Annotated in this window: 16 protein-coding genes, 2 tRNA genes and 1 riboswitch; of the genes, 13 read left to right on the forward strand and 5 right to left on the reverse strand. The window is 44.3% G+C overall.

What is annotated here, in order from left to right:
* From DDR33_RS26625 to DDR33_RS08400, 3 genes are all read left to right on the forward strand, one after another.
* On the forward strand, positions 1 to 311 hold a 311-nt coding region (locus DDR33_RS26625; protein ID WP_238387720.1), incomplete at its 5' end, for a RagB/SusD family nutrient uptake outer membrane protein.
* Entirely contained in the window at positions 308 to 1,357 is a 1,050-nt protein-coding gene (locus DDR33_RS08395; protein WP_109415335.1) for a cyanophycinase, read from the forward strand. The genes DDR33_RS26625 and DDR33_RS08395, both read left to right, overlap by 4 nt.
* Complete coding sequence (locus DDR33_RS08400) at positions 1,357 to 2,394, forward strand: isoaspartyl peptidase/L-asparaginase family protein (protein ID WP_109415336.1); 1,038 nt, start codon at positions 1,357 to 1,359, stop codon at positions 2,392 to 2,394. Before DDR33_RS08395 ends, DDR33_RS08400 begins: the two co-directional genes overlap by 1 nt.
* A gap of 18 nt (positions 2,395 to 2,412) precedes the next feature.
* On the opposite strand, the gene DDR33_RS08405 is transcribed toward DDR33_RS08400, so the two are convergent.
* Together DDR33_RS08405 and DDR33_RS08410 are read right to left on the reverse strand one after the other, a co-directional pair.
* Positions 2,413 to 3,285 (reverse strand): cyanophycinase, encoded by an 873-nt coding sequence (locus DDR33_RS08405; protein WP_109415337.1) that lies wholly within the window; start codon positions 3,283 to 3,285, stop codon positions 2,413 to 2,415.
* Positions 3,286 to 3,312: 27 nt separating this feature from the next.
* A complete protein-coding gene (locus DDR33_RS08410; protein WP_109415338.1) occupies positions 3,313 to 6,114 on the reverse strand; it encodes a glycoside hydrolase family 2 protein in 2,802 nt (933 codons plus the stop codon).
* Positions 6,115 to 6,470: 356 nt separating this feature from the next.
* Between DDR33_RS08410 and DDR33_RS08415 the strand changes: the two genes are divergently transcribed.
* From DDR33_RS08415 to DDR33_RS08440, 6 genes are all read left to right on the forward strand, one after another.
* Positions 6,471 to 7,061 (forward strand): RNA polymerase sigma-70 factor, encoded by a 591-nt coding sequence (locus tag DDR33_RS08415; RefSeq protein ID WP_158280681.1) that lies wholly within the window; start codon positions 6,471 to 6,473, stop codon positions 7,059 to 7,061.
* 100 nt (positions 7,062 to 7,161) lie between these two features.
* Complete coding sequence (locus tag DDR33_RS08420; RefSeq protein ID WP_158280682.1) at positions 7,162 to 8,343, forward strand: FecR family protein; 1,182 nt, start codon at positions 7,162 to 7,164, stop codon at positions 8,341 to 8,343.
* A gap of 256 nt (positions 8,344 to 8,599) precedes the next feature.
* Positions 8,600 to 11,899 (forward strand): TonB-dependent receptor, encoded by a 3,300-nt coding sequence (locus tag DDR33_RS08425; RefSeq protein ID WP_158280683.1) that lies wholly within the window; start codon positions 8,600 to 8,602, stop codon positions 11,897 to 11,899.
* 12 nt (positions 11,900 to 11,911) lie between these two features.
* On the forward strand, positions 11,912 to 13,660 hold the full coding sequence (locus DDR33_RS08430; RefSeq protein ID WP_109415342.1) for a RagB/SusD family nutrient uptake outer membrane protein: 1,749 nt from the start codon (positions 11,912 to 11,914) through the stop codon (positions 13,658 to 13,660).
* 20 nt (positions 13,661 to 13,680) lie between these two features.
* The gene (locus DDR33_RS08435) at positions 13,681 to 14,652 is read left to right on the forward strand and encodes a BT_3987 domain-containing protein (protein WP_109415343.1); all 972 of its coding nucleotides are present in this window, start codon (positions 13,681 to 13,683) and stop codon (positions 14,650 to 14,652) included.
* Between the two features lie 160 nt (positions 14,653 to 14,812).
* Positions 14,813 to 18,379 (forward strand): glycoside hydrolase family 2 TIM barrel-domain containing protein, encoded by a 3,567-nt coding sequence (locus DDR33_RS08440; RefSeq protein ID WP_158280684.1) that lies wholly within the window; start codon positions 14,813 to 14,815, stop codon positions 18,377 to 18,379.
* Between the two features lie 813 nt (positions 18,380 to 19,192).
* On the opposite strand, the gene DDR33_RS08450 is transcribed toward DDR33_RS08440, so the two are convergent.
* Both DDR33_RS08450 and DDR33_RS08455 read right to left on the reverse strand, forming a co-directional pair.
* Positions 19,193 to 19,264, reverse strand: a tRNA-Glu gene (locus DDR33_RS08450).
* 35 nt (positions 19,265 to 19,299) lie between these two features.
* A tRNA-Met gene (locus DDR33_RS08455) sits at positions 19,300 to 19,372 on the reverse strand.
* Positions 19,373 to 19,516: 144 nt separating this feature from the next.
* Here DDR33_RS08455 and era point away from each other — a divergent pair.
* The 3 genes from era to DDR33_RS08470 all read left to right on the forward strand — a co-directional run bounded on the left by era (position 19,517) and on the right by DDR33_RS08470 (position 22,059).
* Positions 19,517 to 20,395 (forward strand): GTPase Era, encoded by an 879-nt coding sequence (gene era, locus DDR33_RS08460; protein WP_109415345.1) that lies wholly within the window; start codon positions 19,517 to 19,519, stop codon positions 20,393 to 20,395.
* 147 nt (positions 20,396 to 20,542) lie between these two features.
* Positions 20,543 to 21,844, forward strand: a complete 1,302-nt coding sequence (gene der / locus DDR33_RS08465; RefSeq protein WP_109415346.1) for a ribosome biogenesis GTPase Der — start codon at positions 20,543 to 20,545, stop codon at positions 21,842 to 21,844.
* Between the two features lie 11 nt (positions 21,845 to 21,855).
* A complete protein-coding gene (locus DDR33_RS08470; protein ID WP_109415347.1) occupies positions 21,856 to 22,059 on the forward strand; it encodes a hypothetical protein in 204 nt (67 codons plus the stop codon).
* An 8-nt stretch (positions 22,060 to 22,067) separates the two neighbouring features.
* On the opposite strand, the gene DDR33_RS08475 is transcribed toward DDR33_RS08470, so the two are convergent.
* Positions 22,068 to 23,684 carry a S41 family peptidase gene (locus tag DDR33_RS08475; RefSeq protein ID WP_238387721.1) on the reverse strand — a complete coding sequence of 539 codons (1,617 nt, stop codon included), beginning with the start codon at positions 23,682 to 23,684 and terminating at the stop codon, positions 22,068 to 22,070.
* A 248-nt stretch (positions 23,685 to 23,932) separates the two neighbouring features.
* Between DDR33_RS08475 and DDR33_RS08480 the strand changes: the two genes are divergently transcribed.
* Complete coding sequence (locus tag DDR33_RS08480) at positions 23,933 to 24,499, forward strand: hypothetical protein (RefSeq protein WP_109415349.1); 567 nt, start codon at positions 23,933 to 23,935, stop codon at positions 24,497 to 24,499.
* Positions 24,500 to 24,694: 195 nt separating this feature from the next.
* A riboswitch (SAM riboswitch) is annotated at positions 24,695 to 24,810 on the forward strand.
* The last annotated feature ends 38 nt before the right edge of the window (positions 24,811 to 24,848 follow it).

Consider the following 24,848-nt stretch of genomic DNA (forward strand, 5'->3'; position numbering starts at 1 on the left):
CTTCAAATGATCTAAACACTCTTCGCGCTAACCGGATCAATGGTTACGTAAACCAGGTTTTTTCAGGTAAGGAGGCGCTTATTACAGCAATCTATACAGAAAGATTTAAAGAACTGGCTTTCGAAGGCCACCGCTTTTTCGATCTGAAACGCCGCAACCTGCCAGTGGAGCGGCTTGCTGAAGATGCTGTGAATACCGCCGGATCACTGAGGCTGGATCCCTCGAAGGCTCAGTATGCCTTCCCGATCCCGGCACAGGAAATTGCAGTCAACAAAAACATGATACAAAACCCTAAATACAGTGAACAATGAAGTACGTATATCTTATAACGTTGCTTTCAGGCATCCTGACTTCTCCGGCGGGAAAAGGAAATATACCGAACAAGATGCTTACAGCGAACGGGGCTGATCGCCCCGCTTCCCTGGGAATTACCGGTGACACATCCGATATCACTACCCCCACAAAGGGCGGGGTGGTGCTGATGGGCGGAGGGAAAGATGTAGACGCTGCATTTAAATGGATGATTGAACAAAGTGGCGGCGGCGATGTGGTCATCCTCAGAGCAACAGGAACTGATGCCTACAATTCTTATGTTAACAAGCTGGGAAAAGTAAATTCAGTGGAAACTTTAAAAATAGATTCCCGGGAACTTGCGGAGAATGAAAAAGTAGCGGCAACGATCCGTAATGCGGAAATGCTGTTCATTGCTGGCGGCGACCAGTCTAACTACCTGAAGTACTGGAAAGGAACCAAAACGATGGATGCTATAAATTACCTGCTAACGGAGAAAAAGGCACCTGTGGGCGGCACAAGCGCAGGGTGCGCTATCCTTGGAGAAGCCTATTATAGCGGTGAAAAAGAAAGCGTCACAAGTAAAGAAGCACTTGCGGACCCGTATAATCCCAATGTAACTGTATATCCGGGAGGTTTTTTGCATGCACCTTTCCTGGATAAAGTCATAACAGACCAGCACTACGTCGCACGAAAACGTCAGGGACGGCACATGGCCTTTCTGGCACGCCTGATAAAAGATCATAACTTTGCTCCCAAAGGTATTGCGGCAGATGAACGAACCGCGGTATGTATTGACGATGCCGGACAGGCGAAGGTATTCGGGAGCGGCACAGCTTATTTCCTGCAGACCGACAGCCACCGACAGCCGGAAAATTGTGTACAGGGGCATGCTTTAAACTGGAAAGCAGACCAGAAGGCTGTAAAAGTATATGAAATACCGGCTTCGCTGATGGGCGCAGGAAACTTCGATGTGGCAGGATTTAGTGAGCAGTCTGCACAGGGCGGCAAATGGCAGTGGTGGAATGTCGAAAATGGAGTATTGCAAATAATAAATAAGGATTAATGAGACTTAGAATAACAAGAGTAGCAGCAGTTGTAATACTGCTTACCCAATTATTGGGAAATACACTGGCACAAAAAAAGGTAAAGTATGTAATGGTCGTCCATGGCGGGGCTGGCACAATCCTCAAATCAAAGATGACACCGGAGAAGGAAGCTGCCTACAGGGAAGCACTCACGCAGGCACTACAGGAAGGTTACTCAAAGCTGAAGGCCGGAAAAAGCAGCCTGGATGCAGTGGAGGCTGCTATCCATGTGATGGAAGACTCCCCGCTGTTTAATGCGGGAAAAGGCGCGGTTTTCACTCATGACGGACGCAATGAGCTTGACGCTTCGGTCATGAATGGCAAAACTCTGGAAGCCGGCGCAGTAGCTGGTGTAACAACAATACGAAACCCCATCAGTGCGGCGCGGGCAGTGATGGAAAAGTCGGAACATGTGATGATGGTGGGTGCAGGCGCGGAAAAATTCGCAAAGGAGGCCGGGCTGACCATTGTAGATCCCCAATATTTCTGGACCAGGGAGCGCTGGGAAGGACTTCAGCAGGCCATAAAAGAAGACTCCACAAAAAGCGTCCTGGATCATGGCAATAAAAAGACGATGCGCATGGGCACTACGAACCGTGATTATAAATTCGGAACTGTCGGCGCCGTTGCGCTGGACAAAGAGGGGAACCTTGCAGCCGGCACTTCCACAGGCGGCATGACCAATAAGAAATACGGACGCGTTGGTGACTCGCCCATCATTGGAGCCGGCACTTACGCTAATAATGCTACGGCAGCTATTTCGTGCACGGGGTGGGGAGAATTCTATATCAGGAGTGTTGTAGCACATGATGTTTCCGCGCTGATGGAATACAAAGGTTTATCTGCCGCAGAGGCTGGGAAAACCGTTATAAACAAAGTAGGTAAATTAGGTGGCGATGGCGGCATGATCATCCTCGACAGGAACGGCAATGCTGCAATGCCCTTTAATACTGAAGGAATGTACAGGGGAAAAGTAACAGAAGAGGGAAAAATTGAAATAGAGATATATAAGTAGGGAGTTGAAAGTAAAGGGTTAGGGGGTTTGGGGCAGATCGAATTCGTCGCCTGCAGCAAAGACTGAGAATTTAAGATCTTTCAGCCGGATAAGGCCTTTTGCATTTACCTGAAGGCCTTTCGGCTGAGAGACCCTGATCACCTGGCTGTCTCCGGCAACTTTAATATGTTTTCCCTTTACGATTATCGCAGTCCCTTCATCGATCCCTATACAGGTATAAGATGGATTTGCAGCTAATGCGGAAAGCAGCCGGTTATAACGGCTTCGTTTCAAAAAATGCTGATCAATGATAACAGAATGCAGGAGTCCCATACCCTGTTTAAACTCAATATTTTTATCCCATAATTTATCGAAGGTCTCTTTATAAGAGGTATCTCCTTTCAACTGGTTTCCTGTAATCATTTTATGGCTCATAACAGCTGCGCCGGCACTGGTTCCTGCAATCGTTGCGCCCTTTCTGTAAGCGTCATGAATGGCATCATAAACTGGCGTTCCTCTGACGATGTCCATAAACCGGTCCTGGCTTCCCCCGGTGATGAAGATAATTTTAGCCTGTGCCGTTGAATCACACCATGGTTTCCGGACAGTAGTTTCTTTTGTAAAATTGAAACATGTTATTTTATTTACTCCAGCCGCTCTGAACTGTTGTGCTACTGCCTGAAAAGACTCCTCCGGTTCTTCGCTCGCCATCGGCAGCACGACAACATAATCCTTAACGGACAAATCTGCGGTGCTAACCAACTGCTTCATGAGCTCAGGCGATCTGCTTCCTCCGCCGATAATAAAGAGACTGCCTTTAGCTGGCTGCGAATAAACCGAGAAGCTAAAAATGACGGCAAGAAAAGGCGATAAAAGCTTTGCTATACAAGGAGAGATCCAACGTGTCTTCATCAGTATTTCATATAGAACATGTGATTCTCAAAGGTAGAGCATATTCTCTATTTCTTCAGAACTGATTTCACAATCAGGATTAAAGTCTTCCGTATTGATGTAATCAGTTATTGACTTATATAATTGTGCAGCTTCCGGCTTTTCCAACATCTTATTTAAGGGAGACATACATACAAGAAGCTTTCCTTTGCCAACTTTGAATTCAAAGATCAATCCCAATTTATGGTTCCGCTGCAGATTGTCAATAACCTGAACAATGGGACGAAAAGACGCCGGTGTGCTATCCAATATCAATGGATTAGCGGCCTTTATAATAGAGAACCACTGCCAGTTTGTATGAATGTCAGTCGGGAAGCTCTTAAAAAGGGGATGCTGAGGATTCGTGAGCAATCCTAAGGTACCCGGTGACACGGGTTTCTTTAATGACTCACTTATATTTTTGAACATCTCCCAATTCCAGAATTCAGGAGGAAACAGTCCCGGCACACTATGCGCTTTTACACCTTCCCCGGAAGGAAACAAAATAACTTTCGCTCCTTTTTCCAGTCTGGTCCTGACATTTTTATCATATTTATTGGTGATGTAAATATCCTTCTTCCGGGTGGGCTCTTTGGGTTGCGGGTATACCCAAACCGGATAGGAATTCTGATATGGCGTCCCTTTTATCAGGATAGTTACAGTCAGCTTTTCTGCCTTTCTTACTTCACCAAGACCATAAGAAAGCTCTCCTATCGCTTTTACCCCTTCGTTTTCCATATTCAGGCCGGTAAAAAGACCTTCTTTAAGTATGAGACCTGCAGAATTCCGGATCTCCCATCTAACGTCTTCTTTTATTGTCCTGTCAGAATAATTGGCGACTTCTATTTTCGCACGGAAAGTTTCGGTATTGATCCAGCAGTACTTTGAAAACTCTGCCAGTACCACAACATCACTACAGGATTTGATCCACTCCTCTCTCGTCACTACGTTCTTACTATCCATAAAAGCGTCGAGGATCCCTACCAGGGCCGTCCCCTGGCCCGGAAAATCCTGCAGGTCGAGCAATTGGAAACCACCGAATCCCTTTGTACGAAGGGCAGCTTCCATTTCCGCTTTATAACAAATGGCAGCCCAGGCTCCAGAAGCTTTCTGAAAGGCTTTATCCTGGTCCAGCATTCCCCGCTTCTTTAGACGTTCCCGAAATACTTCGAGATTCCAGGCTTTTAATACACCTGTATACTTTTTGATTTCCTCATAGTCGGGATAAATCTGATATTGTCCGATTTCGTGACTGACAACCGGGATCTTCAGTTGGGAAACAGGGTAGCTAAAGCGCAGTTCTGTTGACGGTGTAGCCGTATTCAAAAGTCCGCCCTGCCTGGAGTCGGAAAAAGCATGAGTTAGCCTGACGTGGGTGAGCACCGTATCTCCGTTAGATGAAGTACGGGCGCCTACGAAAAAGTCGGAGGATGCCGGCGGAGGGTAATAACCGATATTCACGTTAGAAGCAAGAGTATAAAGCGGCCGGCTGTCATACTGCTTTAGTTCACGGATATTTTTCTCTGCCTTATCCTGCCCCGACCATATTTCGTTTCCATGGGAGAACATCACAAATGAGGGATGATTCGCATAGTTTTTCAACATCGCGATGCCCTCCTGCTTCAATTTCGCAGCAACTGTATCGTCATTTAAACCACCCCAAAAAGGCAACTCTGCCTGAATATATATTCCGGCCTGATCAGCGGCAGTAAAAGCAGCCTCCGGAGGGCAGTAAGAATGAAAACGATAGTGATTGATTCCATAGGATTTAGCTATCCGGAACACCTTTATCCATCCTTCTGTATCCATAGGGGGATGCCCGGTAAGGGGAAAAACGCAGGCATCATGTTTTCCTCTCAAAAATGTCACTCTGCCGTTAATACTGAATTGGGTTCCCTTTCTGCTAAATTTTCTCATTCCGAAGTTCACTTTTTTGGCGTCTCTTGACTCCCCATGTGAAATAGCGGCGGTGAGCTCATACAAAGGCTGACGATGTTCATCCCATAAATTACAATTCCCCTCCATATTATAGTTTAGAACAATAACTGAATCCGCCAATACATTCAGCCTGAGCGGAGGCAGATTTTTGCCTGCACCCGCTGTTATTGATTTAACATTAAGTTCGGCGGCAACCTTACGGCCTTTTAAATAATTACCAATATGGATCCTGACCTCAATTTTTTGTTTGTCAATATCGGGATACACCTGAAGATCTGAAATATATGTTTTATCAGATGCTTCGAGAAAGATCTTGCCTATGATTCCGTTCCAGTTAGTCTGGGTGTCGTCCGAATAAATATGTACATTTCCATAAGGGGTAAGTTTAAGCCCGTTGTCAACTCGGATGGTCAGATAGTGTTCTCCGGGGCTCAGGTAAGGAGTCACGTCAAACTGCTGGGGAGACTGAAGCAAAGCGGATCCCCCGGCTATTTTACCATCTATCCACACAGTGGAACTCTTTGTTCTCTCCAGATATAACTCAATATGCTTATTTTTAAATTCACGGGGAACTGTAACCTTCTTCCTGTACCAGGCAGCCCCTTCGTAGATATAAACCCTGTTAAGGTGCATAGTGCTGGTATCTTTATTAAAAGTCCCCTTTTGATTCAGATCGGTGGTACCGGGCAGCGTAATGCGGTCAGGGAGATCTTTTAAAAACCACTTCTCTTTGATTCCTGAATCAGCGGGATCTGCGGCAAACTGCCATCCGCCGCTCAGTCCGATCCGGATACGATATAGATCAGTGTCTTCCTGCTGTCCGAAAGCGACAGCATTTATCAAAAAAATTAAGAGAGTGATAAGCCTTTTCATGTTTGAAAGATATCACTCCGCTGATTAACAAACAATTCCAAGTCTGCTTCCTCTCTTTGAATTACAAGGAACACCAAGACACCCGAAAAGGCAGCAAAAAAGAACCACTTTCAAAATCAACAAACTGTATTTCAGCAAAATAACCCGGAATGGATATAATTCCTCTAACAATACTCCGAATGAGCAGCCGGTAATACGGCTCAGACAAACTGTAGAAAACGATGTATTAAAAGCTAAAAAAGTATAGTGCCCGTACCGGCTTTAAGCAGATAAAGGAGCATAAATGTTAAAGTCAGATTAGGAAAATGATAAATCTTTTTTAATTGCGGTCGATGCTTCTTAAATTAGGGTCAGTTATGCCAGGCAAAGACCCGCAGTTGTGGACGGATGTTCAGCTCCTTGAACTTGTTAAGACGGATGATCTTACGGCTTTCGAAATGCTATATAACAGGTACTGGTCAAAACTTTACCTGTCTGCCTACAATATCCTGAGAGACCAGCAGGCTTCTGAAGATATTGTGCAGGAGATCATGACCGATCTGTGGGTAAAACGTTCTTCTTCCCGGATCGAATCCCTTCATTCATACCTGTATGCGTCTATCAGGTACAAAGTTTTTAAAGTAATCCGATCGGGAAAGATCAGGGAAGGCTTGTTTGATGAAATAGAGAAGCTTGCAGTTGAAAATGAGGCAGAAAGGACTTTGACCGAAAAGGACATCAATAAAATGCTCGACCAAGCCTTATCACGTTTACCGGAAAAATGCCGCGAAATCTTCTTACTGAGCAGAAAAGAACATTTGTCGACCAAAGAGATAGCCGAGCGGCTCGGCATTTCGCCCAAAACAGTAGAAAGCCAGATCACCATCGCTTTACGCCGTTTGAGACCTGTCATGGGTGAGGTTATATTCCTTGCCGCATTCGTATTTTCCTCCAATTTTCACGGATAGGCAATACCTTCGCCACCAACTATCAAAAAAAAGTACTTTTTTTTGATTTCCCTTCGGGGTTACCCTACCTTTTTTGACACATACAGTTAAATACACCCCCGTGAAACGAGAAGAATTTAAGGAATTAACGGAAAAGTATATCAGCGGCTTCATCAGCGAAGAGGAAAAGCACAGGCTTTTTCTTCAGTACGACGAACTTCAAAAAAACGAACTTCACTGGGATGAAGACACCCTGGGGCCCCAGGAAGCTGTAAGGGTACGATTGTTAAACAAGGTGCTTCATAATATCCGGGAAAGCACCAGAGTAAACAGGAGTGATAAATGGAAATGGCTGTATGCCGCAGCTATTCTTCTTATCATTTTATCCACCACCCTGATATTGTTTAAGAACTATTTATTTGAGACTGAACATCATAAACTAACTAAAAACGAAGTCTTTCCAGGAACAAACAAGGCTGTACTGACACTATCAAACGGATCAAAAATTGTTCTGGACAGCAGCAAGCGGGGAAACATTATCAAATTTACCCAGACGACTGTTGTTCAGCCCTCACCTGGCCTGTTGACATTCCGGCAAAACAACAATCGTACAGGCGACACCACCCCGGAAATTAATACCCTGTCAACTCCCCGTGGCGCAGGGTATCAGCTTGTACTGGCAGATGGAACGAAAGTTTGGCTGAATGCAGAATCATCCATTTCCTTTCCTTCAGCATTTAATGATAGCCAGCGTATAGTCAGTACTACAGGTGAAGTATATTTTGAAGTGGCTGAAATGTTCAAAAAGAATGGTTCAAAAGTATCAGACCGCGAAAAGGTTCCATTCCTGGTTAAAACACGGGGACAGCTCGTTGAGGTTCTCGGTACTCATTTTAACATCAATGCTTACCCGGAGAACCAGGCTGTCAAAACCGTTCTTGCTGAAGGAAGCGTCAGAGTTACGGAAAACACTTCCCGCTTGTCGGAGGTCCTTAAGCCCGGACAAGAATCGTCTGTAAAGCCTGGTAATCCTTTGATAACAGTACGAAATATTTCAGCAGACAATGTCATCGCCTGGAAAAACGGATTGTTTGTATTCGATGAAACGGATATTGCGGAGATTCTCACACAAGTGCAAAGATTGTATGATGTGAATATTAAGTATCAGGGAAAGATCCCTCCGATCAATTATACAGGCAACATACCCCGCTCGAGCAGCCTCAGTAAAGTACTCCTCATGCTGGAAAAAACCGGCTCTGTCAGGTTCAGAGTGGAAGATCACACCGTCATAGTTTCAAAATAAATCAATAAGGAGGATATATGAAGAAAGAATAACCCAACATGAAAATCTGCCCATAAGAAAGCCGGAAACGGTGAGAGGTCTCCGGCGACAGAATGGGTTAGCCACAAAACCAGTTAAAGAATTCGTTGAACATTAACCCAATCCCTGCAAAGGTATGAAACATCTTGTACTTTCTACGAGATCAAGTGGTTTGTTTTGCCTCATTGCAAACAAGCAACCGTCATGGTCTCAAAGCTTAAAACAAACAATACTAATAATGAAGCTGACAGCAATTCTAATTCTTATTGCGTGTCTGCAGGTCAGAGCATCTGTTTTCTCCCAGTCATTAACCCTCTCGAAAAGGAACGCTTCTTTAAAAGAACTTTTTGGTGAGATCCAAAAGCAGACGGGATACAGCTTTCTCTACAGCAGTGAAATGATCAGCAGTTCGAAGAAGTTCACCGTGAACTTTCGGAAAGCGGATATTAAGCTGGTACTGAACAGCATTCTGTCTGACCTGCCGCTAGAATATACCATTGAAGAGGGCGTGATCCTTATCGTTAATAAAGAGGTAAAGGAGCTGCAACAGTTAAAGAAGGCAGATCCTGTCATTATAACAGGACGTGTCTCCGATGAAAAGGATGTACCGTTGCCGGGAGCATCCGTTAAGCTTAAAGGCACGAACCTGGGTACGATCACCAATGGAGAGGGAGTGTATTTTCTGAAGATCCCGGAAATGAAGGGGGCCCTTGTATTCAATTTCGTTGGATATCTTGCGGCAGAACGTGTTATTGGCAATAGTAAAACAATTGACGTCAAGCTTCAGCCCGATTCAAATTCACTGGGAGAAGTGGTAATTGTTGGATACGGAACACAGAAAAAAATCACCACCATCGGTGCCCAATCGTCTATAAATGTTGAAGCGCTGAAACAGCCAACCGGTAACTTAAGCAATGCAATTGCCGGCAGAATAGCAGGAGTTATAGGGGTGCAGAGGAGCGGCGAACCCGGGTACGACGGATCGCAGATATATATCAGGGGGATCTCTACTTTTACCAGCAGCAGTCCTCTTGTGCTGGTAGACGGAGTAGAAAGGTCATTCAGCAATATCGATCCCGAGGACATTGCCAATTTCACCATCCTGAAAGATGCCTCGGCTACGGCGGTTTATGGCGTGAGGGGGGCGAACGGAGTTATTCTTATCGAAACCAAAAAAGGGAAGCCGGGCAAGCCGCAGGTGAATCTTCAAATAAACCAGGGCATCACACAATTTACCAAGGTACCTGAATTTGCCGACGGGGTTACATACCTCCGGATGGCAAACGAGGCTTACCGTAACAGCAACCCAAGGGCCAACCAGCTTTATTCTGATGAAAAGATTGCAGCCACTGGCAATGGCTCAGACCCCGACCTGTATCCAAACGTAAACTGGATGAAAGAGATGTTCAACGATGCCGGCCAGAACAGACGTGTTAATCTGAACGTAAACGGAGGCTCTGACAGGGCCAACTACTATCTTTCACTGGGATACTACGATGAGAACGGTTTGTACAAGACTGACGAACTTGCAAAATATAACTCAGCAATCAAGTTTACCCGGTATAATTTCACCAGTAACCTCAGCTTGAAACTATTCAAAGATACCAAAGTTGACTTCGGCGCATCCGGATGGATCTCTGATGGAAATTATCCGGGGCAAAGCGCAAGTGCGATCTGGAATGCTGCATACATCATGCCCCCTACTGTCATCCCTGTAAGATATACAAATGGTTTTATTCCACAGCCGCGCGGGGAAGAATCAAATCCCTACGATATGCTCACCCAAAGAGGCTATGTTAGCAACGTGGAGAGTCAGCTTTGGTCAAACATCCGTGTCACTCAAAGCTTAAGTTCAATACTGGAGGGCCTTTCAGTTTACGGAATGTTCTCTTTTGACAATAACAATTTCCATTCCATTTCGAGGACCAAGACTGTGGATACCTATTTTGCATCAAACAGGGACGATAATGGCAACCTTGTCTTTGAGCGGACCAGGGTGGGTACCAGTTATTTGGGGTATGCCCGGACTAACGGGGGCAGCCGCCAGTTTTATACTGAAGCTGCGCTCAATTACAATAATAGCTTTGGAAATAAGAAGCATGATGTAAGCGGTATGTTGTTATTCAATCAAAGCGATCGTACCGACGCATTTGCAAGTGATTTCATCAACTCTATTCCATACCGTTACCAGGGTCTCGCAGCCAGGGCCACTTATGCGTATGCTAACAAGTATCTGGCCGAGGTTAATCTCGGATACAATGGATCTGAAACATTCAACAAAGGAATGCGCTTCGGGCTTTTCCCTTCTTACGGGATCGGCTGGGTTGCATCCAATGAAAAGTTCTTCAAGCCCATTTCAGGAGTGATCCAGTTTCTAAAATTCCGGGGATCCTATGGGATCGTAGGAAACAGCAGTTTAGGAGGACGACGCTTCGCTTATATCTCAACCGTCGCTACAAGAGACGGATACTCATTTGGCAGAACTAATGATAATAACTATGGAGGACTTGACATCGGTGACTATGCGGTAAACGTTACGTGGGAGCAAGCTAAAAAAGCCAATTTAGGGGTAGAGCTTCGTTCGCTGAAAGATGCTTTATCCCTTACAGTTGACGTTTTTCTTGAAAACAGGGATGGAATATTCAAGCCACGGGGAGACGTGCCGAATTATGCAGGCATCCAGACACAGCCCTGGGGCAATCTTGGAGCAGTCAGAAACAGAGGCATTGACGGAACCCTTACTTTTAATAAGCAAATCAGTAATGATTTTTCTTTAGAACTCAGAGGCAATGTTGTATGGAACAGGGCAATTATTAAAGAGGATGCAAACGCACTCTGGCCTTATCCCTGGCAACAGGTTATTGGCCGAAAGCTTGGGCAGCGGTTTGGAAAAATTGCTCTTGGGCTTTTTGAGTCTGAAGAGGAAATCGCAAACAGCGCTGTCCAGACAGGAAGCATTCAACCAGGGGATATTAAATATAAAGACTTGAATGGAGATGGAAGGATCAACAATTACGATGAAGCTCCTATAGGTTACGGATCAATACCCGAGATTGTTTACGGGTTTGGCCCCTCCTTCTCTTATAAGGGATGGTCGGTTGGAGCATGGTTTAAAGGTATCAGCAATGTGGATATCTCGCTGAACGGTGAAGGCCTGCAACCTTTCCAGAAAGAGGGCACTAGGGGGAACTTGTTTAGCAATATTACAGACAGGTGGCTTCCGGACGGCTCCAACCCCAATCCATGGTATCCAAGGCTCACCTACCCCTCCACCTCGAACTCCAATTATGAAAACAGCACATGGTGGATAAAGAACGGGGCGTTCATGAGGTTACAGAATGTGGAACTCAGCTACAGCTTCGGAAAGAAACCATGGCTCGGCAAACTGGGCATCTCGAACTTCAGGATCTATGCCATTGGGTACAACCTGGTAACATTCAGCAGCTTTAAACTCTGGGATGTAGAATTAGGAGATGGAAAGGGAGCACAATATCCTTTAATGAAAACATATAGCTTCGGCATTGACTGCCGGTTTTAAACACAACCCTTTATGAAAAAGAACGTATTCTTTCAATATATAACCCTGGCTTTCTTCATAACAGGATATTGTTCATGCAGCAATTTTCTCGACCAGGTTCCTAACGACCGCCAAACGATAGAAGAAGTATTTCAGAAGAAGCGTCCTTCTGAAGAGTATCTGGCCAACATATACAACTTTGTTCCGGATGAGAGTGACCAATGGAACGGACATCCCTGGACGGGAAATGTAGACGAAATTAATGTAGCGTGGGCTAAATGGACGATATACCAGCTGAATGTGGGAAACTGGAGCGCGGGAACATCCCCCTTCTATAAATGGCAGCACTATTACAACGGTATCAGATCCGCCACCTATTTCATGAACCACATCGATGGCAACAAAGAAATTCTGAGCCTGGACGGACAGAGCCTTATAGACCAGTATAAGGCGGAAGCAAGGTTCCTCCGTGCATTCTTTTACTTTATGAACTTACGGCAATACGGACCGGTGGTTTTAATAGGAGACAAAGAGCTGCCAGCTGATGCTTCGGCCGCCGACCTTCAGTTACCAAGGAGTTCTTTTGACGAATGCGTAGAGTATATTGTATCTGAACTGGATCAGGCAGCGGCCGTGCTGCCTGTCACTCCTGCAACCGACCGGGATTATGGAAGGGCAACAAGGGGCGCTGCATTAGCCCTGAAATCAAGATTACTTTTATATGCAGCCAGTCCCGAATTCAACGGAAACAAAGACTTCGCCTCTTTCCTGAATATAGACGGAACGCCCTTTATCTCTCAAACAGTTGACCGGGAGAAATGGAAAAGAGCCGCAGACGCAGCTAAAGCTGTGATTGACCTGAATGAGTACCATTTATATGAAGATCCTTCCGGTGACCCGGTAAAATCTTACCGTGGTATCCATCTCACTCCGTGGAACAACGAGTGCATTTTTGTCCGCAAAAGTAATGACCTCTGGAATTGGGATTATAACTGCTCGCTGCGTTCGGCCGGGGGCTGGAATGGAATATCTCCTGTACAGGAGATGGTAGATTCTTATTTCATGAGAGATGGAAAGCCGATCAGCCAATCTGATCTTTATTCGGAGACGGGATTTACAAATGGAGTGTATAATATGTATGTTAACCGGGAGCCACGTTTCTATGCCTCCGTTCTTTACAATGGAGCACAGTATAAAGGTGGTGCAATCACACAGAATCCAATTACGGTAGACTTGACTTATTCGGGGCGCGACGGTAAGAAAAACGGAGGAGAAGATTACTCTCATACAGGATATCTGGTTCTTAAGAATGTATCTCCCGAAACCAATCGGCTGGCAAACATCAGCAACAGCCGCCCTTACGTATTGATCCGCCTGGGAGAGATCTATCTGAACTATGCTGAGGCGCTGGCAGAATATGGGGGCAATGATGCAGAAGCCATGAAGTATCTGAACCTCATCCGCAAACGGGCGGGCATTCCGGAATACGGATCACCGGGCCTTCCCCCGGTTTCGGGCGCCACACTTATTCAAAAAATACGGGATGAAAGGCGGATAGAGCTCGCATTCGAATCTCATCGCTGGTTTGATGTGCGACGCTGGAAGATTGTAAAATCTGTAATGGGAAACCTGCATGGGATGAACGTTGACGGAGACGGCGATGAATTTTACCGTAGGGTGGTTGCTGATAATCACATATGGAAAGAAGCCTATTACTGGTTTCCTCTCTCACAATACGAAATGGACCGGGGACACCAGCTTGTTCAAAATCCGGGATGGTAAAAATTAAAAGGTAAAGGAACATGAATACTAAAAGAATAATTCAATCTGTGACTATCTGCTTCATTTCGGTAGTGATGTCTGCTTGTGAAAAGATTGATATACCGAAGGAAGAACTAATGTCCACTTACGACCAGGTGTATATGGCAGCGGCAGCGAGAAACCCAAACTCAGTTGTATTGAAGATGGCCGATTCGGTATATTATATTGTTTATGGCGCCAGCTTTGGAGGTTTCGGAGCAGCTCCCCAGGATATCGGGGTAACATTTGAAACCGATCCTTCCAAAGCTGCAGCATTTAACTCCTTAAACGGCACCAACTACCCTCTTCTACCGGAGGGGAGCTACCAGTTTACAGAAACCTCCGCAACTATAAAAAAAGGAACACTTGCAACTGCTCCCCTCGCTATCAGGATCAACCCATTCGAGAAGCTGGAATTATTTAAGGATTATATTCTTGCTGTATCAATTAAAGGTGCCAGCGGTGGAGTGAAACTCAATGAATCATTAACTACTGCCTATTTTGTTGTTCGTGCATCTTTAGACTTTGCAGATTTCCCTGAGCTTGACCGTTCAGGCTGGCAAATTGCAGGTATATCCACAGAAGAGCCAGCAGAGGGAGAAGAAAATGGAGGCCTCGGCATTCATATGCTTGACAACAAACCATCTACTTTCTGGCATTCGAAATGGGACGGCGGAGAAGCCCCTCTTCCTCACTGGTTTGTGATAGATATGAATAAAACTCAATTATTGCACGGAGTCTATTTCATTGGAAGGCAATCTGATAAAGAAGGCAAACCGTCTTCGGTTAAGATGGAGGTGAGCAGCAACGGAACTGATTGGGAAGAAGCCGGAACGCTGTCCCCCGCGAATATCAATAGCAAGCAAAAATTCTTTTTATCCGCTTCTCATGAATGCCGGTATATAAGGGCTACTATTCTTTCTACACACGGTAATACCCAGTTTTCACATCTGGCAGAATTTGGGGCATTTTAAAACCTTCAGTTGATCCCGGCAATACTTCTTACATACATTGCCGGGACATCTGCATTAAGATTTAAACAAATAACACACAATGAAAAGGACAATATTCTGTCTGCAAATACTTATCATATTATTTTCAGTAATACACTCTCAAAATTGTACAGGCCAAAATTTGGAACCAGGAGCTTTTTACAAGCTTGTTAACGGAAATGGCAACATAGCATGTGTAAACGAGGATCCCGCAGACCTGGATTTTATCTATCTCAGGAAGGAAACGAAGACAAATTATTCGAACGTCTGGCTCTTTACATCTTTTGAAGACGGAACCCGCATTATCAGCACTTTTGACAGTTCTATGAGTATCGATAATGGGAACCTGTCGTCCCCTCAGGGCAACCCTGTAATATTATGGGGAAAGGAAGATGACAACAGAAACCAAAGATGGAAGATATCCGGGAAACCGAATGGAACTTTTACCATTACCAGCGTCGCCAGTAAACTGAATCTGTCGGCCAGAAGAGATGGCAACAATCTGATACTATTTCAGACAGCACCGGACAACACCGACTTAAGCCAGGAATGGAAGTTTCAAAAATCAACAACCACGATCACGGCAAAAAAAAAGGAAAAATCCCCTGAATGGGAGGACGAAGCAATCTTCGGGATCAATAAAGAGCCGGCTCATGCTACCTATATACCATTTCCTTCTGAAGCAAGCCTTCTGAACGATCCTGCAACTGCCAATCCATGGAACGACACAAAATCTCCTCTATATATCTCTTTAAACGGCAACTGGAAATTTAACTGGGTTAAGCATCCATCCGAAAGGCCTGTATCTTTCTGCCAGACTGACTTCAACGACTCGGGCTGGAAAACCATCCCGGTTCCCTCGAATCCGGAAATGCTGGGCTACGGCACACCGATCTACACAAACATCACCTATCCGTTCAGGAACAACCCTCCTAAGGTAATGGGAAAGGTGCCGTCGGACTGGAGTGCATCAAAGGAACCCAATCCAGTCGGATCTTACCGGCGGGTTTTTGAAATCCCGAAAGACTGGAACGGCAAAGAAGTTTTCATCAATTTTGACGGAGTGATCAGTGCCATGTATGTGTGGATAAACGGAAAAAAAGTGGGTTACAGTGAAAATAGCTTCAGTCCGGCAGAATTCAATATTACGCCGTACATCAAACCCGGGAAAAATCTTCTGGCTGTAGAGGTCTACAAATATAGCGACGGAAGTTATCTGGAGGATCAGGACATGACCCGCTTTAGCGGAATCCATCGCCGGGTGTATCTTTACGCCACTCCGAAAGTCCATATACGGGATTTTTTCCTCAAATCCACCCTATCAGAGAACTTCAAATCTGCAATATTCAGCGCCGGTGTGAAGATCAGGAACAATGGAACTTCTTCTTCTGGCACCTCAGTAGCTGAAGTTAAATTATATGATCCTCATGGAAACCTGATATCAGGTGCAGCTCTGGACTCAAAGGCTACCGGTAAACTGGCAGGTTTACAGGAGAAACAACTATCCCTGTCGGGAACAGTCAGAAATCCTGCTTTGTGGTCGGCAGAGAAGCCATCTCTGTATACTGTGGTATTAGTTTTAAAGAAAGCGGACGGAACCACTGAAGAAGTGCTCAGTACAAAATTCGGGTTCCGGGAGATCAGAATAAAAGACAGTCAGTTGCTGGTAAACGGAGAACCCATATTGTTGAAGGGTGTAAACCGGCATGAGATCCATCCTGCTTTGGGAAAAGCGGTAACCGTTGAAAGCATGACCAGGGATATCCTGCTTATGAAACAGCATAACATCAATACTGTCAGAAGCAGCCATTATCCGAATGATCCCAACTGGCTGAAGTTATGCGACTACTACGGACTGTACATCATTGACGAAGCAAATCACGAAACACACGGGCATCAGAAAATATCCGCCTATCCTTCCTGGAAAGCTGCTATAGCAGACCGCGAGATACGTCTGGTGGAAAGAGACAAAAACCATGCATGTGTGATCATTTGGTCGCTTGGTAATGAAGCGGGCAGCGGGGATAACTTTGTAGCAGCAAGGGAGACGATCAGGAGTCTTGATCTGTCAAGACCGATTCACTATGAAGGGCGTAACAGTGTGGCAGATATCGAGTCGAACATGTATCCCTCAGTCCAATATATTATTGAAAGAGGACAGGCTCCATCAGAAAAGCCCTACTTCATGTGCGAATATGCACATGCAATGGGAAACTCTGTAGGGAATCTGAAAGAGTACTGGGATGCTATAGAATCACATAAACGCCTGATCGGTGGCTGTATCTGGGAATGGGTAGACCAGGGGCTGGAAAAAGCAATCCCCGGAGATCCATCCGGAAAGACCTTCTTTGCCTACGGCGGCGACTTTGGAGACCGGCCGAATGACGGAACCTTCAGCATAAAAGGCCTGGTAACATCTGACCGGCAGATTAAGCCTGCCTTACTGGAGGTGAAAAGGGTTTACCAATATATCAAGTTTGAGTATGCCGATCTTCAGAACGGGAAAGTGAAGATCACTAACAAATACGACTTTCTGAATCTGAACGAATTTGAAATCACCTGGTCGCTCCTGGAGAATGGAGTAATCATCCAGAGTGGAACAATGCCGGTAACTCCACTTGCCCCTAATGAATCGGGAGTGCTAACTGTTCCTTTTATCCGGCCGGAATTAAAACCGGAAGCTGAGTATCACCTTAATATTGATGTAAAAACGAAAGAGGATCTGCCGTGGGCGAAGAAGGGACATACCGTTGCTTCAACGCAGTTTACCGTTCCCCTGAAAGTACCTCAACTCCCTGAGCAAGATATAAAAGATCTGCCTGATCTTTCAGTACAGCAGGAGGACAGCATGGTAAAGGTATCGGGAAAAGGTTTTGAAATCATTTTTAACCGTGCGTCAGGTAAGATTGCCCGTCTCGTATATAACGGAAACGAATTCATCTCGTCAGAGAAGAACGGAATAGAATTTAACCTGTACCGGGCTATGATCGATAATGATCATACCGGCGACTGGGGTTCGGAATATGACACCCGGAAGTTTGGATTTGACAGCCTTACATACACTCTTAAAAGCTTTGATATCAAAAAGAAAGCTAAAAAGCAATTACTTATTACAACTGTAACTGAGGCGCTGAGTAAATCAGGCTTTAAGGTAGATACTGACATAAATTATCTCATAAAAGGAGATGGCAGTATAGCGGTAGAGGCGGCCTTTACCCCAGATACCACCAGTAAGTTCCTTCCAAGACTCGGGTTAAGGTTAATTTTAAATGAGGGTCTCGAAAATGTGGAATGGTATGGACGGGGGCCCCATGAAAACTATATAGACAGAAAGGAGTCTGCCGGGTTTGGCATATACTCACGAAAGGTCAATGAGATGCCTGAGCCTTATGAAAAGCCGCAGGCAATGGGCAACCGGGAGGATCTGAGATGGCTTAAGATTTCAGGCAGCGGGAACACAGGGCTTGAGATTGGAGCTAAAAGCAAAATAAGCTTTACTGCGTTGCATTTTACCGACCAGGATCTGGGTAAAGCGGCCCACCTTTATGAGCTGAAGCCCCGTAAAGAAACGGTGATAAGTCTTGATGCCCGGCAAATGGGCCTTGGCAACGGCAGTTGCGGCCCTATTCAGCTTCCTCAATACCTTGTGCAGGTAGCGCCCACTGCGATGTCATTCACAATCAGGCCATACTCTGTAAGCTCCCGCTAGCGTTAAAGAAGAGGAGGCCGTATCATAAATCGAATGATGCGGCCTCTTAATATCATGCATAGCCTAATAGGGATAAGGTGGGATTACCGCATTGACCTTAATTCTGCCATCATTTCGATCAATGGGATAGCCATTGTCGTTTTTTATTGATTGGGAATCGCCCTTTACCGGGATAGACGATAAAACGGTGCGTAGCACCAATATCTTCACTGCCCAGGTGAAAGCCTTTGGAAACTGCGGTTGTTAAAGAACACTTGATCACTATGACAGCCCTTTATGAAGTTCAAAATAATCTTCCGGCTCAATTAGTTTGGTTTGATCGGCAGGACCTTCCAGATCAAGGTAAATCGGCTCTGGTGTGAACAGCAGCAATTTCTTCAGCCAAGGGCGTTTTACCGGCCTGCCGCGGCCCTAACAGCCCAACGGCGGGGAACTCCTGCAACAAGGTAATAATCGAGTCTTGTGTGTGCTTCGCGTTTAATCATCCTTGCAATACAACACCTATTGTTGTAATTGCAAGGATAAATTTAAAGAATCCGGGCGGATGAAACATACGAACTTCCTAAAAGCTAATGACCGCATCGAACATGCCATTTGTAATATCGCTTGGGTTATTTTACAAGCAATACTATACAAAATCCACCTAAATATATAATATAAAATATTAATATACAGACAATTACACCAAAAAAACAAGAGCATATTTCTTATATTTGCCTTTCCGTTGCATGGTGTAGCGGCGTTTAGGAATGGTCAGAAAACAAATAAGGCGATTGAATTTTTATCTTCAACCGCCTTATTATTAATTTTTTGTAGCCCGTAGGGGAATCGAACCCCTGTTTCAAGAATGAAAATCTTGCGTCCTAACCCCTAGACGAACGGGCCATTATTTAAAGGATCATCTCACATGATCCTTTCGGTAGCGGGGGCCAGACTCGAACTGACGACCTTCGGGTTATGAGCCCGACGAGCTACCAACTGCTCCACCCCGCACTCTCTTTTTCCTTTTCAAACTTCAGAATTTTAAAGCTTTTGAGGCTTTTTTCTGGTTCCTTTTAACATCCGGTACCGTTTGAATTGGACTGCAAAGATAAATTTCGTTTCTTTGTACTCCAAATCTTTTTTAAAAAAAATTTTATGACACATAAAGCTGGTTTTGTGAGCATCGTAGGAAAGCCCAATGCGGGGAAGTCTACCCTGATGAATTCCCTCGTGGGTGAGAAGATGTCAATCATCACTCCGAAGGCGCAAACCACGCGGCACAGGATACTTGGGATAGTGAATGAAGAAGATTATCAGATCGTTTTCTCCGATACACCGGGAGTCATTAAACCGAAATACGAATTGCAGGAAAGCATGATGGATGCGGTCAATGGATCGCTTGTTGATGCAGACATCATTCTGTTTGTAACTGACATCAATGAGCGCCATGATGAAACGGACATTGTAGAGAAGCTAAAAACCAGTCTCTCTCCTATTGCTGTCATCATAAACAAGATTGACACTTCGAGCCAGCAGGATGTTATGGGAAAGATAGCATACTGGCAGGAACAACTGAATCCAAAGGAAGTATTCGCTCTCTCCGCCCTTCATGGCCATAATATTGAAGCGGTGATGAAGTTTATCCTTGAGAACCTGCCAGAACATCCTCCTTACTATGATAAAGATGTTCTTACCGACAGGACAGAGCGTTTCTTCGTATCTGAAATAATCCGCGAAAAAATTTTCACTCTCTATCAAAAGGAGATCCCCTACAGCACAGAAGTGATTATCACCTCCTTCAAGGAAGAAGATCAAATCAACAGAATAAGCGCAGAGATCATTGTAGAACGTGATTCACAGAAGAATATCCTGATAGGCAAGGGAGGTGAAATGCTGAAGAAGGTTGGAACATATGCCAGGCGCGACATTGAAGAGTTCCTTCAGAAAAAGATATTTCTCGAAATGTTTGTTAAGGTGATACCCGACTGGCGCAACAGAGAGAATTATCTAAGACAGTTCGGATACGAAAAATAGAACGATATTTAACAGCTTACGATTTCAGATGGTGAACAGAAAAAAATCTGCCACGGCGTAAGCGTAACCATAAAGCAATAAAAAATAAAATGGGATCAGACCGCCGGGTGATATTCGTCCATCGTGATTCCAAAATCTAACATTAAAATGAGTAATATAGTAGCAATAGTAGGACGGCCTAACGTAGGGAAATCGACTTTATATAACAGGCTTACAGAATCACGGAAAGCAATTGTAGATGACCTTAGCGGAGTAACACGGGACCGTCACTACGGGTTGGCAGAATGGACAAACAGGACTTTTACGGTGGTGGATACCGGAGGTTATGTTGCCAATTCTGAGGACCTCTTCGAAACCGCAATCCGCGAACAGGTGTTGATAGCTATTGAGGAAGCGACTGTTATTCTCTTTATCGCGGATGTGACCACCGGACCAACCGACCTTGACGACAGCATTGCCGATATGCTGCGCAGAAGTAACAAACCAGTATTTGTTGTGGCAAATAAAGTGGATAACAACCAGCTGCTGAGTGAGACTCATATATTCTACAGTTTCGGCCTGGGTGATATTTATCCTATTTCTTCTATGACAGGGTCAGGAACAGGCGAGCTGCTTGATGAGGTAGTGAAGCATTTTCCGGAAGATGTTCCCGAAGGTTCAAACCTGCCGAAATACGCCATTGTAGGAAGGCCAAACGTGGGAAAATCATCCCTGATAAATGCACTAACAGGCCAGGATAGAAATATTGTTACTCCTATAGCTGGAACTACACGGGATTCTATTCACATCCATTATAATCAGTATGGCCATGAATTTATGTTAATAGACACGGCCGGCCTTCGTAAGAAGACCAAGGTTAAAGAGAATATAGAATTCTACTCGGTCATGAGGACTATAAAGGCACTGGAAGAGGCCGATGTTACAATCCTGATGATTGATGCGGTAGAAGGAATAGAATCGCAGGACATCAATATCTTCCACCTGGCAGAAAAGAACAAAAAGGGCGTCGTGATCCTGGTGAATAAATGGGACATGATTGAGAAAAACCACAAAACCACTAAGGTTTTCGAAGAGCAGATCAAACAAAAAATATCCCCCTTTACCGATGTACCGATTGTTTTTACGTCGGTAACCGAAAAGCAAAGAATATTTAAAGCGATTGAAGCTGCTTCTAAGGTATATGAAAATAAGACGAAGAAGATCCCTACTTCTAAAGTGAATGAGGTTATGCTTCCGATTATCGAGAGTTATCCTCCACCATCTTTAAAAGGGAAATATGTTAAGATTAAGTACATCACTCAGCTAAACGGCTCTTCCCCGATTTTTGCCTTCTTCTGTAATTTGCCTCAATACATAAAAGAGCCCTACAAAAGATTTCTGGAAAACAAACTGAGAGAACATTTTGATTTTAGTGGTGTTCCCATTCAAATATATTTCCGCCAGAAGTAACATTGATATTTATGAAAACGAAACTATTGATACTTGCCCTGATGACGTCTCTTGCATTTACAGCATGCAGCGGAGGCGGGTCAAGAGAAGAAACGGACGACAAGGATTCTATTGACGCTGTAAAATCAGCAGATTCCCTGTTGCAACAGGAGCTTAATGCAGACACTTCTGCAAGCAGCCTCGATAGCGTAGACTCGCTTTCTGAAAAGAATTAATTTCTGCATCACGGTTGCTTCAGAAATGCAAGCGACCGTGATATTACTGTATCGTCGGAATTGAGTACTTTATAATATCCATCCTCTCCAAAGTAATACCGGGCAAGAAGAGCTTTTAAATCAGCGTGAATGTGCCTTTGTGCATCTTTAAATAAATGTGGCTGATATTTTACTCCTCTTTTGTCTGCCAATAAAAAGAGTTGCCGGTATTGATCTTTACTTAAGTTGAACTTTTTCACAAATTCATCCAGAGAACGGGGGACAGTCGTTTTTACAAGTGAATTATAAAGAAAATCATTTAGTACTCCTTTTGCATTGAGTGCAAAGTAAAGATCATTATAACCAGCAGTATCAACCGGAACGTAGATATCCGGCATGATTCCACCTCCACCATAAATCAGACGTCCCGAAGCAGTTTTATAGGTCTTTCCTTTTTTATAAAGACTGTCCATCAAATGTTTCCGGTCTGAATTCAGTTCACCATTTTTATGCCTGTTTAAAACCTCTTCAAAATAAGCGTTTGCCCCCTCTTTATATGATTTCTGGATCGAACGGCCGGAAGGAGTATAATAACGGGCAACCGTTAGGTTAAGTGCTGATCCATCACCAAAGTTAAACTGTTCCTGAACAAGACCCTTCCCGAACGAACGGCGCCCTATGATAGTTCCTCTATCAAGATCCTGAACAGCCCCTGCGACAACTTCACTCGCAGACGCCGTGTTTTCGTCAATCAGAACCACGAGCTTTCCCTGCTCAAACTTCCCTTCTTTAGTAGCAAAATAGTCAGTGCGCGGCTCATGAGCACCCTGTGTATAGACAATCAGCTTTTTTTCTCCAAGAAACTGATCAGACAAGGCCGTTGCAGCGCTCAGATATCCGCCGCCATTTTCCCTTAGATCGAGGATCAGGCTTTTCAGTCCCTGCTTCTTCAGCCTTTCAAGCTCGGAAACAAAATCTTCATCTGTACGAGCGCCAAACTTACTTATCCGGATATACCCGATATCCCCGGAAATCATATAACCGATGTCTATACTGCTAACCGTAATCTTATCTCTTAATACAGTAATCTGCTTGTGCCCTTGCCAGCCGAAGCGTTGTACCATTAATTTCACAGCTGTGCCCCTTCTGCCCCTGATGAGTTCAACGATCTTTTTACTCGTCACCTCAGTACCGGCTATATTAACATTTCCAATGGCAAGGATCCGGTCGCCGGTTTTTAATCCGGCTTTAGCAGCAGGCCCTCTCTTGTTTACTCCCGTAACAAGAAGAGTATCATTCAATATTCTGTACTCAACTCCTATTCCATTATAATTTCCTTCCAGATCTTCGGAGAGAAGCTTCGCATCAGTGGGAGGCAGATATGATGAATGAGGATCAAGGTTTTTTAAAACTTCATTAATTGCTTCGTCGCCTATAGAATCAATGTTCACAGGATCTACATAATTATCCTTGATGATATTAAATACAGTCTCTATTTTTTCCTCTCTTCCCCCTGGAAGGAAAGGAAGAAATGTCCCGTTCAGTTTGTTTCCGTTCTCTTTCTGAAATTTGGGTCCAAGAAGCATTCCCAGTACCAAAGTTCCCGCATAACAACCCGCAATGATTAGATTTTTCCTCGTCGGCAAAGCTTTATAATTTCTATTGCTAAAATACTATAACCAGATTCATTTATCTACGAAAAATTGTAAATAAACCGCCATTCTTCTATATTTCTCATTTTTCAGTTTTAACAACCGGGCAGAATTCTGCACAACAAAATAAAAGATAGGCAGTTACTGTTTTTATACGGATAAACGCACAGTATTGATTGAAAAAAAATAAAAAAGATAGATTTGCAATCCGGGCTTCTTATTTGTTTTTATTAGATTAGATTATGCATGAGATAGAGCCTTTTTATCGCTGGCGCGACGATTATATAGCAGCGGATGATGAACGGTCTCCGTTTTATCAGACCGAGTACAGTGAATTTGAGTTTGATAAACAGATCTATAATTATTACATCCACCCGCAATGGGATTATTTTGGTTCGCAGACATTATATCTCAAGATCCTTTTCGTTGATTACGACCGTCAATATGCAATCATTGAATTGCTGGGCGAATGGAACGACACCATTTATAACGACATTATGCTCCTCAAGCGTGAAATCATCGAACTGATGATGAAAGAGGGAATCAATAAATTTATCCTTATCGGAGAGAACGTTCTGAATTTCCACTCATCGGATGATCTGTATTACGAAGAATGGTTTCAGGATGTTGAAGATGGCTGGATAGCAGCAGTTAACTTCCGGGAACATGTTATCGATGAGTTTAAACGCAGTAATATTGACTATTATATCAACTTTGGCGGCGCCCTCGATGAGATGACCTGGCGGAATCTCAAGCCGGTCCAGATGTTTAAAAATATAGAGGAACAATTAACAAAGAGGCTGACTTAACCGGAATGCCTTCGAGATTGTTATTCACTTGCCCTTAGAGGAAATCATGTTTTGTTCTTGCGGGCAAAAGATACTATACCTGATGATAGATCCAATCGGGGAACCATTCTGCTGGTGAACAAGAGAGTTTCCATGAAGTTTCCCGCAAAGGTACTCAACATTTGGTTTTCACCGTTTTTTATCGCATTTTTGTATGGCTTATTGAGAAAGACGGAGGGAGTAGACCCTGCGAAGTCTTAGCAACCTGTGCTTACAAGGTGCTAAATTCTATTCTTTGCCTGCACTACTTTAAGGCAAAGAGAAGATAAGTGAAAGTCAGAATCCGAAGGATTTTCGAAAATAAGCGGGA

Origin of the sequence: Pararcticibacter amylolyticus, from assembly GCF_003130405.1 — a bacterium.
In the GTDB taxonomy this organism is placed as follows: Bacteria; Bacteroidota; Bacteroidia; order Sphingobacteriales; family Sphingobacteriaceae; genus Arcticibacter; species Arcticibacter amylolyticus.

Excerpts from the sequence above, each read along its gene's own strand:
- DDR33_RS08405 (WP_109415337.1), bottom strand. The coding sequence starts at position 3,285 with ATGAAGACACGTTGGATCTCTCCTTGTATAGCAAAGCTTTTATCGCCT.
- DDR33_RS08410 (WP_109415338.1), bottom strand. The coding sequence starts at position 6,114 with ATGAAAAGGCTTATCACTCTCTTAATTTTTTTGATAAATGCTGTCGCT.
- der (WP_109415346.1), top strand. The coding sequence starts at position 20,543 with ATGAGTAATATAGTAGCAATAGTAGGACGGCCTAACGTAGGGAAATCG.
- DDR33_RS08415 (WP_158280681.1), top strand. The coding sequence starts at position 6,471 with ATGCCAGGCAAAGACCCGCAGTTGTGGACGGATGTTCAGCTCCTTGAA.
- DDR33_RS08470 (WP_109415347.1), top strand. The coding sequence starts at position 21,856 with ATGAAAACGAAACTATTGATACTTGCCCTGATGACGTCTCTTGCATTT.
- DDR33_RS08425 (WP_158280683.1), top strand. The coding sequence starts at position 8,600 with ATGAAGCTGACAGCAATTCTAATTCTTATTGCGTGTCTGCAGGTCAGA.
- era (WP_109415345.1), top strand. The coding sequence starts at position 19,517 with ATGACACATAAAGCTGGTTTTGTGAGCATCGTAGGAAAGCCCAATGCG.
- DDR33_RS08395 (WP_109415335.1), top strand. The coding sequence starts at position 308 with ATGAAGTACGTATATCTTATAACGTTGCTTTCAGGCATCCTGACTTCT.
- DDR33_RS08430 (WP_109415342.1), top strand. The coding sequence starts at position 11,912 with ATGAAAAAGAACGTATTCTTTCAATATATAACCCTGGCTTTCTTCATA.
- DDR33_RS08400 (WP_109415336.1), top strand. The coding sequence starts at position 1,357 with ATGAGACTTAGAATAACAAGAGTAGCAGCAGTTGTAATACTGCTTACC.
- DDR33_RS08435 (WP_109415343.1), top strand. The coding sequence starts at position 13,681 with ATGAATACTAAAAGAATAATTCAATCTGTGACTATCTGCTTCATTTCG.
- DDR33_RS08480 (WP_109415349.1), top strand. The coding sequence starts at position 23,933 with ATGCATGAGATAGAGCCTTTTTATCGCTGGCGCGACGATTATATAGCA.